At 37.4% G+C, this 15,596-nt stretch carries 6 protein-coding genes; 3 read left to right on the top strand and 3 right to left on the bottom strand.

The features are described from left to right. Positions 1-32: 32 nt before the first annotated feature. On the bottom strand, positions 33-3,311 hold the full coding sequence (locus tag AsAng_RS17845; RefSeq protein WP_264788451.1) for an AsmA-like C-terminal region-containing protein: 3,279 nt from the start codon (positions 3,309-3,311) through the stop codon (positions 33-35). Between the two features lie 263 nt (positions 3,312-3,574). Between AsAng_RS17845 and AsAng_RS17850 the strand changes: the two genes are divergently transcribed. Then, positions 3,575-4,186, top strand: a complete 612-nt coding sequence (locus AsAng_RS17850) for an alpha-ketoglutarate-dependent dioxygenase AlkB family protein (protein WP_264788452.1) — start codon at positions 3,575-3,577, stop codon at positions 4,184-4,186. Between the two features lie 69 nt (positions 4,187-4,255). Here the strand turns inward: AsAng_RS17850 and AsAng_RS17855 are convergent, their stop codons facing one another. Together AsAng_RS17855 and gcvP are read right to left on the bottom strand one after the other, a co-directional pair. After that, positions 4,256-9,448 carry a T9SS type B sorting domain-containing protein gene (locus AsAng_RS17855; protein WP_264788453.1) on the bottom strand — a complete coding sequence of 1,731 codons (5,193 nt, stop codon included), beginning with the start codon at positions 9,446-9,448 and terminating at the stop codon, positions 4,256-4,258. A 558-nt stretch (positions 9,449-10,006) separates the two neighbouring features. Beyond that, positions 10,007-12,901 (bottom strand): aminomethyl-transferring glycine dehydrogenase, encoded by a 2,895-nt coding sequence (gene gcvP / locus AsAng_RS17860; RefSeq protein ID WP_264788454.1) that lies wholly within the window; start codon positions 12,899-12,901, stop codon positions 10,007-10,009. Positions 12,902-13,189: 288 nt separating this feature from the next. On the opposite strand from gcvP, the gene AsAng_RS17865 reads away from it, so the two are divergent. Together AsAng_RS17865 and AsAng_RS17870 are read left to right on the top strand one after the other, a co-directional pair. Beyond that, entirely contained in the window at positions 13,190-13,531 is a 342-nt protein-coding gene (locus AsAng_RS17865; RefSeq protein WP_264788455.1) for a hypothetical protein, read from the top strand. Positions 13,532-13,967: 436 nt separating this feature from the next. Further along, complete coding sequence (locus AsAng_RS17870; RefSeq protein ID WP_264788456.1) at positions 13,968-15,533, top strand: efflux RND transporter periplasmic adaptor subunit; 1,566 nt, start codon at positions 13,968-13,970, stop codon at positions 15,531-15,533. The last annotated feature ends 63 nt before the right edge of the window (positions 15,534-15,596 follow it).

The raw sequence follows: 15,596 nt of genomic DNA on the forward strand, positions 1-15,596 counted from the left end.
TTATAACAAAAGATAGGATTTCCTAATGATTATTACTTAGGTCCAAAAGGATTTTTAAATTTCCCAAAAGGATTATTGGTCTTTTTATCATCCCCCTTCTTATCGTCTCCTTTCTTTTTGCCTCCCAAAAGCCCCCCCAGGTTCCCTGGATCCTTAAGGATTTGAGAAGGATCTTTAATGATTTTCCCTGGATCAATATTCTTTAAACTATCGACAACAGAACCTGGATCTTTAGCTGCTTGCGCTGCCAGTTTTTTAGCTCTCTCCTCTGCCTCCTTTTTCAAACGATCTGCCTCAGCTTGCAGTTGCGCCTCTGCTTCTTTTTTCAAACGATCTGCTTCTGCTTTTGCCTTAGCTTCCATTTCATCCTTTACCTTTTGAGCCTCCTGTTTTAATAAATCCGCAGCTTGTCCACCGATGTTTTTACCACCTTTGCCTTCAGCCCCTAGCAGATTTACTTTAAATTTAGGTTTAGCAACCGTTCCTCCAATCCCAACATTGACATTTAGATACTCACTATCTTTTAGATTGATTCCCAATTTTTGTGCTTGTGGAGCCAAAGCCCCCAAACCAGCACTTAGGGCATTATTAGCAGCAGCCCCTACTGCATTATTCGCCAACAAAGTGCGAGGCACCCTCATTTTCATATCATAATCCATAGAATTGTCTAAACCATGCGACCCACCAAAAATAACATCCATCCCTTTCACCACATAACTCGCAGGATCAATTGTTAAACGCCCATCTTTAACGGTAAAGAAATTGGTTGTATTCCCTAAGTCCAATTGATTTAATCCGCCTATTTTTAACTTATCGCTCAACTGGCTAACCGATTTATTATTTTTAATCGTAGTATTAAAGGTTTTTAGAATTCCTTTGGCTGATAAAGAAGCTAAATCAGGGTAAAGATTTTCATCCAAAATACCGTTCACTTCAAACTTAGAATTAAATTTACCATAAACAGATTCTAAAATTGGTAAAAAGCGTTTTGATAGACCAACCTCTTTGGCAATTGCTTGAATGTCTAATTTTGAGACATCATAACCAAACTTAAATTTAGGTTTCTTAGGATCTTGCGTATCGTACTTTCCATTCATTGCCAAACCACCTCCAAAAGCATCCGCTCTCAAAGCATTAATATCCAAAATATGATCGTGCACATGTGCTTCAGCTTGCACATTCTTTAGCTTATAAGTATCATAAATCAATGTCTTGAAAGTCGTATACAAAGTAAAATCAACATTTCCTGGTATTTGCATCGGTTCCAAGTCATTTTCAACTTGACTCACATCTTCTGGTACTGTCTCAATTTCTGCCGCTTTCTCTACCGCTTCCCCATCCTCAGACATAAATTGATTCAAGTTCATATAGTTAGAATACAAGGTCAATTCACCATTGATAATTTCTTCGTCAAATAAATACCCAAAAACGTTCTCTAATTTTCCCTTTGCCCTAAGATCTACTTTGCCAATAACCAATTTCAAATCTTCTAAGACAGCAGTAGCAGGAGAAAAACGCCCTTTTGTTTCTAAATTTTTAATCTCATGAACATCATATTTTATGTTCTTAAAATTCATATCCATTGCAAACTGGAAACGATCAAAAACAGGAGCATCTACAGCCGTTGTTGTATCCTGCATAGCCGTAGCTAGATTTTCATTTTCGGCAACGGGTTCTGCTGTTGTCGTTTCAGTACTCGCACCGAAGTTAGCAATCTCATTTAAATCAAGTAGATTAGAACTTACGGACAAGTTCCCCCTCATTATTTTATCCCTAGAAAAATAAGTCAATATATTATCCAACTTACCGCTGGCTTTAATATCACTTTTGCCAATTTTTAAATCAAAACTACGCAAATCAACATTGTTAGGCGTAAAGTTCATTGCCATGGTATTGATCTTAACAGGGGGCAAGTTAGTTGCGGCATAGTTCATATTAGAAATAATCAATAAGCCCTTCATGTCTACTTTATTGTATTGACTCTTGTTGATGTAAGACATTTTGGTTTTGGTCTCCAAGTTTGCTTTAATCAGCCCAGATAACTCTGAAACGCCTTCCATTGGAAAGGCTTTGCCCAATTCGGTCAAATCAATCGTGCCATCTATTTTAGCATCAACATCTGGGTCACTAATAGGAGTTCTTAGCTTTAGCATCGCATCAAAAGGATTTCGACCTACCTTAATATGAAACTTGCTTACGTCAACTGTCATTTTATCAAAATCTGAAGAAGTACTTTTCACGGCAATTTGTGTATTAATTTCTTCTACAGGCAGCGGTAAATCAGGATATTTAAATTCTGCATCTTTAACACCAAAATCGATAGCAAAAGCAGGCATTTTTTCCTTAACAGTATTCAAGATGCCTTTTACATAACCACTCAGTTTAAAGTCCCCTTTGGTTTCTACCTCGCTAAAATCCTTGGTATAAGCAGCAGGAATCATAGAAAGTACACTTGAAAAAGCAGTATTAGGTGTATTAAATTTCAAGTCTAATTTAAAATCGTCCGCTGAAGGTTGTGCCACTTCACCATCCAAATTTAAGGTCAACGCATTAAAACGAAATGAGTTATCCATTATCTTATAGACCTTTTGGTTTAAGTCTATATTGGCATTAAAATCAATCGCCACATCAGCTTTCTTTAGATAAGCAATTCGATTCATAGCAACTGTAAACTCATCAATCTTAGTTGTTGTTTCTAGATCAAATACAGAAGTTGTAAAATCACCACTTCCCTCGTGATTTAGATTTTTTAGTTCAACATACAACTCACTAGGCTCATCATCATAAATGATATTGGTATTTTCTATTCCCCAATGCTTAATCGTTAGCTGCATATTGTTGCTTCCACTAGAAGTAGTAGTCGTGGTAGGCTCATCAACAGGGGCATCGCTGGGTTTCATAATATCATAGTTTGCCTTCCCGTTTCGCAAAACTTTTACATATAAGTCAGCATCACTCAACGTCACCCCATTAATCTTGTACTGACCTCTGTATACATCCATTAAGTTAATCGTAAAATAAAACGTCCCGATATCAGCCAATTTTTTACCCTCAAATTCATCGTGTCCCGTTACCGATAAATCACCAATACTAAAACTAAAATCTGGAAAGGTCCACAGTAAGGATAAGCCAACTTTGTCATTGTCAAAATCAAGTGTTGCATTAATTTGCTCATTGGCAAATTCTTTTGCAGCATCTAATATTTCATTCTTATAAAAGTAAGGAATTGCAATTAGTAGCCCTATAATGAGTACAAGCACGAACCCAATAAACTTGAGTATTCTCTTTGCTACCTTTCCTATTTTTGCCATAACGTGATATTTTTATATGGATGCAAGTAATATAAATTTATTTCAAAATTGTTAAAATAAGTATAATGTCATAAAGAACGCCTAAACATAGTTTAAAGCTTTACCTTTATATCTAATGATTATAGGGCTAAGTGGATAAAATCATGAACAAAGGTAGTCACCTATTAGCAGGCACTACATGGGGATATATATCGTCAAATAAAGGGGAGAACGTACAAGATAAATATTCACTATTAAAATATCAACTAAAAGTCTCATTTTACATGAAAAGCTCCAAAAATAACGCCATTTCTATTTTGGTCGATAGTGAAGATCTACTTTATTATAATAAATATCTGTTAACAGATAAGGCCGATCATTTATACCAACAACTTATTCAAACACTTAATTGGACACAACAGCCAATCCGTATGTTTGGAAAAACATTTTTACAACCCAGATTGATTGCTTGGTATGGGGATAAAGGCATTCAATATCGCTATTCACAAACAACATTAACCGCCCAAGGATGGACAAAGGAATTAAAGCAGTTGCAACAAAAATTAAATGATCATTTTCAACTTAATTTTAATTCTGTATTAGCCAACTTATACCGCAATGGTCAGGATAGTATGGGTTGGCATAGCGACGATGAAAAAGAACTTGGACCACAGCCCGTCATTGCCGCTTTAAGCCTAGGAGCGCCTCGAAAAATACAGTTTAGAAGAAAAGGACAACAGCAACAAAAAGTAACTATTTTATTAGAACATGGAAGTTTGTTGATAATGAAAGGAGCTATACAAGAAGAATGGCAACATCAGATTGCTAAAACTAAAAAAATTCATCAGCCTAGAATTAACCTTACTTTCCGCATTATTCAACCTAACGATAAATAGGTCTACCAACAAAAAAAAGGAGCTGTCCAAAATGGACAGCTCCTCAATATATTATCTAACAATCTGTTGTTATCGTATCAATGTAAATTCACCTCTAATAACAATTGGATCTTCATTTTGTGGAGCATATTCAAACACATAGATATAAACATCTTGTGGTTGAGCTACGCCTTGGTAAGTACCATCCCAGTAATGATTCACGTTATCATTGTAAACCAATTGTCCCCAACGGTTATAGATCTTAAATTGGAATACTTTATCAGATGCTGTCAAACCAGCAGGTTGGAAAATGTCGTTGATGTGATCACCATTTGGTGTAAATGCTGTCGGCATTCCTAAGTAAGACTCAACAATAACCAATACAGAATCAACAGCCGTACAAGGACCAGCAGTTGCCGTAATGTACAAAGTAGACTCTCCATTAGTAAGACCACCTGTAGCAGTTGTTACAGCAGCACTAGAGTCAGCAATATCTACAATGGTAGGATTGCTTTCTGTCCAAGTATAAACTGGATTAGCATGATTAGTAGTTGCACCACCATTAATATCAATTACTGTATTAGATTGAATAGTAGCTCTTCTTGTTCCAGGAACATCAATCCAAGCATTCAAGCCTAAGCTAATATCTACAACTGTAATCGATTGAGTTGCGGTACAAGTTCCAGAAGTTGCCGTTACGGTATAAGTACCCGCAGCCATACCAGAAATGTTTTGCGTAGTCGCAGAGTTTGACCATGCAAACGTAGTAGTAGCAGGGTTACCCGTAATCAACGTTACATTTGCATAAGAAGATAAATCTCCATTACAAATAATATCATCTTTATCCGTAATTGCAATTTGTAGTGAATCATTGGTCAATGTCAATGGTCCTACCACTTCTGTACAACCTTGATAAGTCACAGTACAAGTATAAGCAATACCTGGAGCCAAACCAAGTGCAGTAGCAGATGCTTGACCATCGCTCCATGCATAAGTAAATGGACCAACAGGACCGTCTACAACATTTCCAGTTACTGTAATACTACCATTTGATAGATTACAAGAAGGATTCATTTGGCTTGTAAAGCTAGCTGAAAGTGTTGGTTGTACCAAAACAGTATCAGCAATATCAGAACAACCAGTAGCAGGATCTGTTACCGTTACTAAGTACGTTCCTGCCGCCAAACCTGTAGCAGGGTTGGTTACCTGACCACCTGTCCAGTTGTAGGTTAATGTTCCAACAGCACCAGTAGTTAATACTGTAATATCACCATCTGCGCCACCACAAGAAGGATTAGTTGTATTAAATCCAACAATATTTAGAGCACTATTATTTACTAAATTAACAGTCCCTACAGCAGTACATCCATTGGTAGCTCCTGTAACAGTCACGGTATAAGTTCCGATACCCAAACCTGTAACCAAAGCAGAAGTTTGACCACCTGCATTAGCAGACCATTGATAAGTATATCCAGTAGAATCACCAGTAGCAACTGCTGTAATTTGACCAGTAGTTGTACCACAACCTGGATTAATTGTAACCATATTTGTCACACTTACTGTTGGGCTACCAGTAATGGTAACACTAGAAATAGCTTGACAACCATTTGCATCTGTAACAGTAACTGTCGTTACACCAGAAGCTAAACCAACAGCAGTTGGACCAGTAGATCCATTATTTGACCATTGGTAAGTGTAATTATTGGCATTGCCTACCATATTAAAGGTAGAGAATACGGTAGCCGTACCATCACCAGCACAACTTCCGCTAGGAGTAGTATTAACTGTAACAGATGGCGCAGCAGGGAATGGAGAATGAACATCTACACTCAATACATCTGTACATCCATTATCATCTGTTACCGTAACTTGATAGGTTCCTCTTGTTAAACCAACAGCAGTTGGAGTCGTTTGGTTGCCAGCAGCAACATCCCACAAATAGTTATAAGTAGGCGTTCCTCCTACAGAAGAAACAGAAGCCGTTCCATCTGCATCTGCAAAACAAGTAGTCAAGGTAGTAGAATCAAGAGATAAAATTAAAGTATCTGGCTCTATGATAACTAAGGTATCAGAATTGGTAAAACAACCAAATGTATCAGTAATATAAGCGTAGTATACTCCTGCAGCCAAACCAGTAAACACTACTGAATCTGGTGAATTTACAGGTGTACTTAATGGAGTACCAATCTGTGCTCCAGAAGTATCAAACAAGGTAGCAGTGTAACTAGGATGATCTCCTAATACCCCACCATCAATATTAATTGTCATTGTACCATTGTCACTACCATTACAACTTAGGTTAGTTACAGTAGAAGTGGTTGGCATAGGACATGGAGTTGTACAACATTCTAAATAAGTAGCTGCATTGGTTGGGCAAGGTCCTGCACCACCAACGGCACGTACTAAGATATTTGCACAGTCACCATTTGTTAAACCTGTAATCAATAAAGAACTATCAGCATAAGCTCTTGGAATCCAAGTAATACCTGAATCTATACTGTATTCCCATCCAGTAGCACCAGTAGAACCGCCCCACTCAAACAATACACTAGTTGCTTGATTAGTTGGAGTACCACAAGTAATCGTTGGAACTGGAATTTGGCTATTAACAAAAATCTCTACAGAGTCAGTCAATACACATCCTTTTTCATTAATCTCTAAAGTAAACATTGTAGTTCCTTGAGGGAATGCATTAGGATTGTATGCTGTTGCATCTGAAACCGCAAAACCTGGTGTCCAATTGTACGTAATTGGTCCAAATAAGAACGCAGCAGCTGGTGTAAATCGGTAAGCATCATTGGTTGCTGTCCATGTTTGTGAATTACGACCAGGCACAGCAATACCTACTGAACCATCATTATTCTCAATACCTTGTGTAGTTCCACCATCAGGCAAAACAGAGGTAGTATGAACATCAATAAGATTGGTTCCTTCGTGCAAGACAATTTGTCCTGTAACGTTATTCGCACCACCAAAACGAGGTACGTTTGTATAATTAACAACCAATTGGCGGTTAGGAGCAGTACCTACTGTAAAGTATTCTATCGTACCACCATTACTAGGATTAAGATCTTCCCAAGCCAAAGCAATCAAATCATTAGGATCGCCATTATCAGGAAGCGTTTGCCCAGTACAACAACCACTGGTAAATGTCGTCAAATCGAATGTAATATAACCATTAGAACTAATTCTGAATTGATTGTATGTATTACAATAAAACTCAAAATCAAAACCAATAGGAAGTGTTCCAGACAAAGCATCATCTGTTAAGGAAACAGAAGTACCTGATCCAGCAACAGGAGCAAAAGTAATTGGAGCTACTGTATAAGAACTACAAGCAGTTGGGTCAATTACAATAATAGAATCTGTCAAGAATCCCATCAACTGAGTAGTATCACCAGGACAAATAGTATCCAATACTGCACTTACATCAGGAATACCATTTCTCCATTTTAATTTAACACTATCAGAACCTACACATAATCCATAAGTATAATTAATACTATAAACCACAGAATCATTAGGTCCTCCACTAACAATTGCATCTGGATTATTAACTGTTGTATTTGTCAAGTTAGCTAAATAACTTGAAGGATTAGCTGCCCAAGTATAAACTCCGTTCACCAAATCAATACCAGGTCCTGAAATAGAAGTTGAGAACGCAATAGTATCATTTTGATTGTTAGGACAAAGAGAAGTATCCGAAGCAAAGACATTTAAGCTCAATGGCAATGCACGTAAGAAAATAGAAACCTCATCTGTTGTTGTACATTGTGTTCCTGTAACAGGGTCAGGAGCAGTAATAAATGTTACTTGCAATACAATAGTATCTCCATCTTGTGTAGTAGAAGGTACATTCACTATTGGGCTAGGAATCGTGTCATTACTAAAGGTAATAGCAGGACCTCCTACTTGTGTCCAAGAAAAAGTACCCGCAGCCAAAGCTCCTACAGAAGAAAAACTATTGGCAGTCATTTGTATTTGCTGCCCAATACCAGGACAGATTGTAGTATCTGATGCAATTACTTCTACACCAGGTATAATTAAGTTATACCCCAAAATTTGATCACCAGGGATTGGACAAGCATTATCCGTTACCCCTATTGTAAAGTTGTTAACCCCAATGTTAGTAGGATTGGCAACTACCTGAACAAACATTTGTACACTATCTGGTCTAAAAGGAGGAGCAGTGTTCATAATAACTGTCCAGTTTCCTACTCCAAATACCTGATCTAAGTTGGTATTGGCAGGGTTTATTGTAATTGTATCTCCATCAGGATCTGCTAAAACTAAATTAAAAATCAATGTTTCACCTGCACAAACTACAAATGTATTGGCAGTAGTATCAAATGATCCACCTGCATTTACAATAGGATCATTTGATCCAACAGGCGAAGTACAGTTAACACCATTGAGTACAATCATTTGAATATCACGTTGTACAAAACCAATGGTATCACCACCCACAATTTGATAAACAGTTACAGCTGCAACAGCAAATTGTTGTTGACCAGGAGCTGTACAAAATGTCATTTGTCCTGTAACAGGATCAAATTGAAAAGCACCAGGACTCGTAAACAAAGGTTGAGTTGGGCTTAAACCTGCAATATTTGTAATACAGTTATTAGCACCTTGTAATGGACAAGTCAACGCATACCGCAGCGAATCATTTTCAGGGTCAAAAGCACCGTGATTGTAATTATAACATTGCCCAGCACAGAAATAAGGAGTTGGGTTTGACGAGAAAGTTGGCGAACTATTGCATAAGGTACTATTAATACCAGCTTCTATATATATAGAGCCTGTACTCGTTAACGTAGTAATTGCATTATTTCGACAACAACTTGACCAACTTACAATCCAATCTGTACAAGCTTGAGGAAAGTCAATTGTGTCTCTGTAGACATGCACTTCGATACCAGGGTATGGTCCATTCGGATTGTTACAAAACGAATTAGATAATGCAGGCGCACACAATTGTGATACTTCATAAAAAGTATCTCGAGGTAAAGCAACTCCTGCGGGGGTCAAACCACAACTAGCAGAAGTCATATTAATAAATTCTTGTGTTGACATATTAACACCTTCACAGTCTCTATAAAGGGTCAACGTCACCACGTACCTATTGTTACCGACGCACTCATAAGTGAGGTCTGCACCAGCAAAGTGGGTAGCGTTTGCATCTTGGCTGCCAAAGACAAAAAAGCCTACCGCTAGCAAGAGAACACGCATATAGCGCCAACATCGTTGGGCTAAACTTGGAGGAAAATTTTTGCTATCCAAAACTATATGATTTAGTAGTTAAAAAATAATATATGTATTACGTTATATAGTTGTAATCTACAGCAGACTATTCTTGTTGGGGTGATTTTTAAATTATTTTCTAACCTTAACTAATTGTTTCCAACAAATGAAAGTGGCTCAAATTGAAAAAACATTACTTAGCAAACTACTGTAGATACCGCTTTTCTACTTTTAGAATCTGCCAAAGTTACATTTTAATCATCAAGAATTAAAATAACAGGTCAATTTTAACGGAGTTATTTTAACATTTCTTAAAGAATTTATTGTTTTAGGATGGTTTTTTGGTAGTTTTTTATACGGCATACAGCCCGAAACACCCGATTTTATATTCATTTCACCTATATACCAAGCCAATAAGCTCTCCCCCTAATGATGTAAACTAAACGTTAAAAAGTGTTAATTTGCTGCTTTCAAAAATGGTTATTCGTGGATTTTTTCATCCCCTATATCCCCATTCAAAAAATGCCAACATCCAATTTACATCAGATGTCGGCATTTTTTATCCAAAAATTATATAAGATCAAGACACATAAAAGTTTATGCCTCTATTTCTTCATACGACTCAATTGAAGGACAAGAACAAATTAAATTTTTATCTCCATAGGCATTATTTACTCGACCAATTTGAGGCCAAAACTTATTCGCTCTAACAAAAGGCAAAGGGAATACGGCCTGCTCTACAGAATAAGGTCGATCCCAATTTGAGTTGATAATAACCGTTTGTTTATGTGGCGCATTGTGCAACACATTATTTTGGGCATCTGCTTCTCCTGTAGCAATTTCGTCAATTTCTTTTCGAATTTGTAACAACGCATCACAAAAGCGGTCCAATTCTGCTTGATCTTCAGACTCTGTAGGCTCAATCATAATTGTTCCAGCTACAGGAAAAGAAAGTGTTGGCGCATGGAAACCATAATCCATCAAACGCTTGGCAACATCCTCTGCACTAACATTGACCGATTTGAAATTGCGCAGATCAATAATTAGCTCATGAGCAGCACGTCCTTTCTCGCCAGTGTACAATACATCATAGGCTCCTTCCAATCTAGCTTTGATATAGTTGGCATTCAAAATAGCATATTCGGTTGCCGCCTTACATCCTGTTCTTCCCAATAAACGAATGTATCCATAAGAAATCAGCAAAATGCTTGCAGAGCCCCAAGGAGCAGCAGCAACAGCATGCACACCTTGACTTCCGCCAACAGTTCGGAATGAATGCTTAGGCAAAAATGGTGCAAGGCTATTGTTAACACAGATAGGTCCCATTCCTGGGCCACCACCACCGTGAGGAATCGCAAATGTTTTGTGTAAATTTAAATGGCATACATCTGCTCCAATCTCACCAGGAGATGTTAAGCCTACTTGTGCATTCATATTAGCACCATCCATATAAACCTTACCTCCAAATTGATGAATCACAGCACAAACCTCTTTGATTGTTGCTTCAAAAACACCATGTGTAGAAGGATATGTGACCATCAAAGCGGACAAGTTATCTTTGTATTTTTCAGCTTTTTCTGTTAAATCATTAAGATCCAAATTCCCACGCTCATCACATTTTGTAACCACAACTTTCATTCCTGCCAATACTGCAGATGCAGGGTTCGTCCCATGAGCAGAAGAAGGAATCAAGACAATGTTACGATGCCCCTCTCCTCTTGACTGATGATAAGCACGAATAGCCAATAAACCAGAATATTCACCTTGTGCTCCAGAATTAGACATCAAAGAACAAGCATCAAATCCTGTAATCGTACAAAGATACTCTTCTAGCTCATTAATTAACTGTTCATACCCCTTGGTTTGGTCGCTTGGTGCGAACGGGTGTATATCTGCAAACTCCGACCATGAAACGGGGAGCATTTCAGTAGCTGCATTCAATTTCATCGTACACGACCCCAATGAAATCATAGAATGCACCAAAGAAAGATCTTTATTTTCTAAACGTTTAATATAACGCATCAACTGACTTTCAGAATGATAGCTATTGAAGGTAGGATGGGTCAAATAATCGCTTTCACGTACCAAAGTTGCTGGTATTTGCAAGTCTAAGTCTTTGTGTTTTTCAAGCAACTGCTCAGTAGAAGTCTTAGCCGCTCCCTTTTCTCCTGCAAATAAATTAACAATATCCGCTACTGCCTGAAGATCTACTTCTTCGTTCAAAGCAATTTGGATAGTTGTCTCATTTGGATAATAAAAATTCATTCCTGCCGCCAAAGCTGCCGCTTTTATTTTCCCTTGGAGTGTCGCTTCAACGCTTAATTTAATGGTATCAAAGTAATAAGTATTCAATTGTTGATACCCCAATGCTTTTAGCTCCAAATCTAAGATTTGCGCCAATGTATGCATACGTCCAGCAATAGATTTGATTCCATCTGGTCCATGATATACCGCATACATACTAGCCATCACCGCCAATAATGCTTGTGCGGTACAGATATTAGAAGTTGCTTTATCTCTACGGATATGTTGTTCACGAGTTTGCAAAGCCATACGCAAAGCAGGATCACCATTACTATCAATAGAAACCCCAATAATGCGACCAGGTATTTGACGCTTAAAATCTTCCTTGGTGGCAAAAAATGCCGCATGAGGTCCTCCAAAACCCATTGGAACGCCAAATCGTTGCGTATTTCCAACCACTGCATCTGCTCCCCATTCACCAGGAGGCGTCAATAGTGCCAAACTCATTAAATCTGCGGCTACCGCTGTATAAACTTTATGTGCTTTTGCCTTTTCAACAATAGCACTATAATCATCCACCTGACCATTAACATCAGGATACTGTAATAAGATAGCAAATGTTTTGTCTGTTATATCAAATGTATCGGTCAAAACAACCTCAATTCCCAAAGGCTCTGCTCTCGCATAAATTACATCCAGTGTTTGTGGATAAATTTGGGTAGAAACCAAAATTTGATTGGCAAGATCACCTTTAGCTCGTTTGTTTTTAATGTTATAAAACATAGACATTGCCTCTGCTGCTGCTGTTCCTTCATCCAAAAGAGAAGCATTGGCAATTGGTAAACCTGTAAAGTCACTGACTACAGTTTGAAAGTTTAATAGAGCCTCCAAACGTCCTTGCGCAATCTCTGCTTGATAAGGAGTATAAGGAGTATACCAACCTGGATTTTGAAATACATTTCTCAAAATAGCAGAAGGTGTAATCGTTGGATAATAGCCCAAACCAATGTACGTTTTAAATACTTGATTTTTTGCAGCTATTCCTTTTAGCATATTCAGATAATCAAATTCTGACATTGCTTCTGGCAAATTCAACTCTTTTTGGTAACGAATATTAGATGGAACCGTTTGGTCAATTAGTTGCTCCAAAGAGTCTACACCAATGGTTGCTAACATCTTAGCTAACTCTTTTTCATTGGGTCCTAAGTGACGGTTCACAAAACGGTCAGGATGCTGAATATCAAACATTTCCGATAAGCTTTTATAGATAAAAAATTAAAGTTGACTGCTTCAACTCTTTAAGTTACTTTTTGTATTCTTTTTAGGCTTCACAAGGTACTACTTTTTACCTTCAAAAGATAAGTACCTTATAAATTATTTATACCTTAATGCACCTAAATGTATATTTCCAATCTTTTAACAGAATCAAAACAAAAAACTTTGTTCTTGTTCATTGTTTAGTGCATGATTTTTGTTTACCTTTATTTCATGAAGCATTTTTTATTGTTAACATATAGTCTTTATTTTTCTTTCCTTATGATTGTTCCATGCAATCATACGGTGCTATATACCCAATTAATGGAAAATGCTTTTGGTCTGAATATGCACCAAAAATGCAGTCATGATACCCTTTCTACAAAAGAAAACCATCACCATCATGACAAAACCTCTAATCACCATCATTCTTGTACGCCATTTTGTGCTTGTGGGATAGTGCATTTTATTCTTAATGCTCCTCCCTATCAAAAAGTTATTGGGCAAACAATTGCTAAAAGGCATCCGATCACCATCTTTGAGTCTATCTCTTGGGCTCCCAATGCTGACAATTACAAAAAACTGATGGTCAACGATATTTGGCACCCTCCACAAACTGTATAATCCAATTTTTTGATGTTAGAACACATCGCTTATTTATTCTAATGAACTAATTCTACAATTGGGATTATTGCTTATGTATTGGCTTAAGAAAAGTACAATATTAAGTAAGCAAATCTGTAGCGTTAGTTTCGAATTATTCTACCTTACATTACTCCGTTGAAAACTCAAAGGCTCACGTAATAACCACGCAAAATCCAGCTTGCTGGCTCACGAGTGATAACGAACCGACCTCAGGGAGCTCATAAGCGTTAGCGTACTAATTGCGCTAGTTTGTAGTTAAAGCTATAAAGGAAAAAGCAAAAAACTATCTCACGAGTGTAATGAGCTAATTAACGGAGTATTAACCTTAGGTACAAGTACTTAAATCATTCAACAAGAGGTATTATACTATACATCTTAGCAATGCATTAGGTTCTTGTGCCCTAATTTTCATATTATGAAATCATGGATTATATTGCTATTCGTAGCTAATTTATTGTTAATAATAGGTTGTCATTCTCACGATCATGAAGGGCATGACCATTCAGGACACGATCACTCAGGACATGACCATGGAGCCTCCTCCTCAAATGCTCACGAAGGGCACGACCACGGCTCAGAAGAAAATATTATTACTTATACATTATGGGAAGGTGACACAGAACTCTTTCTTGAATTTACCCCTTTTGTAGTAGGAAATAGTAATTCTATTCGAGCAGTTTTGACCGATCTAAATGGATTCAAACCGCTTGATGCTTCTTTAGAAATACACATAAAAGGCAAGTCCAAAATTACGACCACAGCCCAAAAGAAAGGTATTTTTGAAGCAACTCTCCCTTTTAAAAAAGCAGGGAAATATGATTTGGTTTTTGTACTGGGAATAGGCTCTAACAAACAATCATTTGTTTTGAATCAAATTCCTGTTGCTAGCAACAAACAGGATGCCTTCCACTTAGACTATCCAAATCAAGATGAAAAAGGAAGCATTACCTTTCAACGGGATCAAAGCTGGAAAAGTAATTTTGCTGTTGAAAAAGTTTTAAAACGTCCTGTTGGTGATATTATACATACTTCGGGAATTATTCAACCCTCTACAACAGACTTGTCTTCGATTGTAGCCAAACGAGATGGAATTGTTACCATAAGAAAAAAGAATCTTACCTCTGGAACAGCTGTTCGAGCTGGAGAGTTGTTATTTACAATTACAGGCAAAGGGATTATAGAGGATGACTTAGCAATGAATTTCTTAAAAGCTCAATCGAATTTTGATCGGCAAAAATCAAATTTAGACCGAAAACAAAAATTGCTGAACGATAAAATTATTGGGCAAAAAGAATATGATTTGGCACTTAACGAGTACGAATTAGCAGCCGCCGAATTTGACAACCTAAAGAAACTATTCAATAAAGGAGAAAAACGGCATTTAGCAACCACGCCTTCTACTGGTTTTGTCTCTCAGCTTTTGGTTCAAGAAGGACAATTTGTCAAGGCTGGGCAACCTTTGGCTTCCATCCTAAAAACAAGCCGTGTACAAGTTAAAGTAGATGTTTCTCCACGCTATCGTTCTTTATTGCCTACGGTTATAGATGCCAACTTTATCAACCCCTATAATGACAAAGCTTACTCGATGTCAACCTTGGAAGGCAAAATCATTTCTTTTGGTAGAATGACCAGTCATGCAGAAGGGCATTATATCCCCATTTACTTCGAAATCAACAACCATCCAGATCTTTCTCCTGGGGCAATGGTAGAAGTATTTTTGATGACACAACCCAACCAAGAACAACTAGCAATACCTCGTTCTGCTATTATAGAAGAAATGGGAAGCTATGTTGTTTTTATACAAAAAAGTGCTGAAAGCTACGAAAAACAAGTCATAGAAATAGGTGCTGACAACGGCATAATAACGCAAGTTATATCAGGGCTTGAACTAAATGACAAGGTGGTAACTTCAGGGGCATTGCAAATTAAGCTTGCCTCTATGGCTGGCACTGTTGATCCACATGCAGGACACAACCACTAAATTAGTTGCCTAAAAAAGCTTTTATCAATTATGAAGACAAGTTGTGGGTTTGTTTACGACTAT

It is taken from the genome of Aureispira anguillae (assembly GCF_026000115.1).
Lineage (GTDB): Bacteria > Bacteroidota > Bacteroidia > Chitinophagales > Saprospiraceae > Aureispira > Aureispira anguillae.

Coding starts and splice junctions, on each gene's coding strand:
- AsAng_RS17870 (WP_264788456.1), top strand. CDS start 13,968: ATGAAATCATGGATTATATTGCTATTCGTAGCTAATTTATTGTTAATA.
- gcvP (WP_264788454.1), bottom strand. CDS start 12,901: ATGTTTGATATTCAGCATCCTGACCGTTTTGTGAACCGTCACTTAGGA.
- AsAng_RS17850 (WP_264788452.1), top strand. CDS start 3,575: ATGAAAAGCTCCAAAAATAACGCCATTTCTATTTTGGTCGATAGTGAA.
- AsAng_RS17845 (WP_264788451.1), bottom strand. CDS start 3,311: ATGGCAAAAATAGGAAAGGTAGCAAAGAGAATACTCAAGTTTATTGGG.
- AsAng_RS17865 (WP_264788455.1), top strand. CDS start 13,190: ATGATTGTTCCATGCAATCATACGGTGCTATATACCCAATTAATGGAA.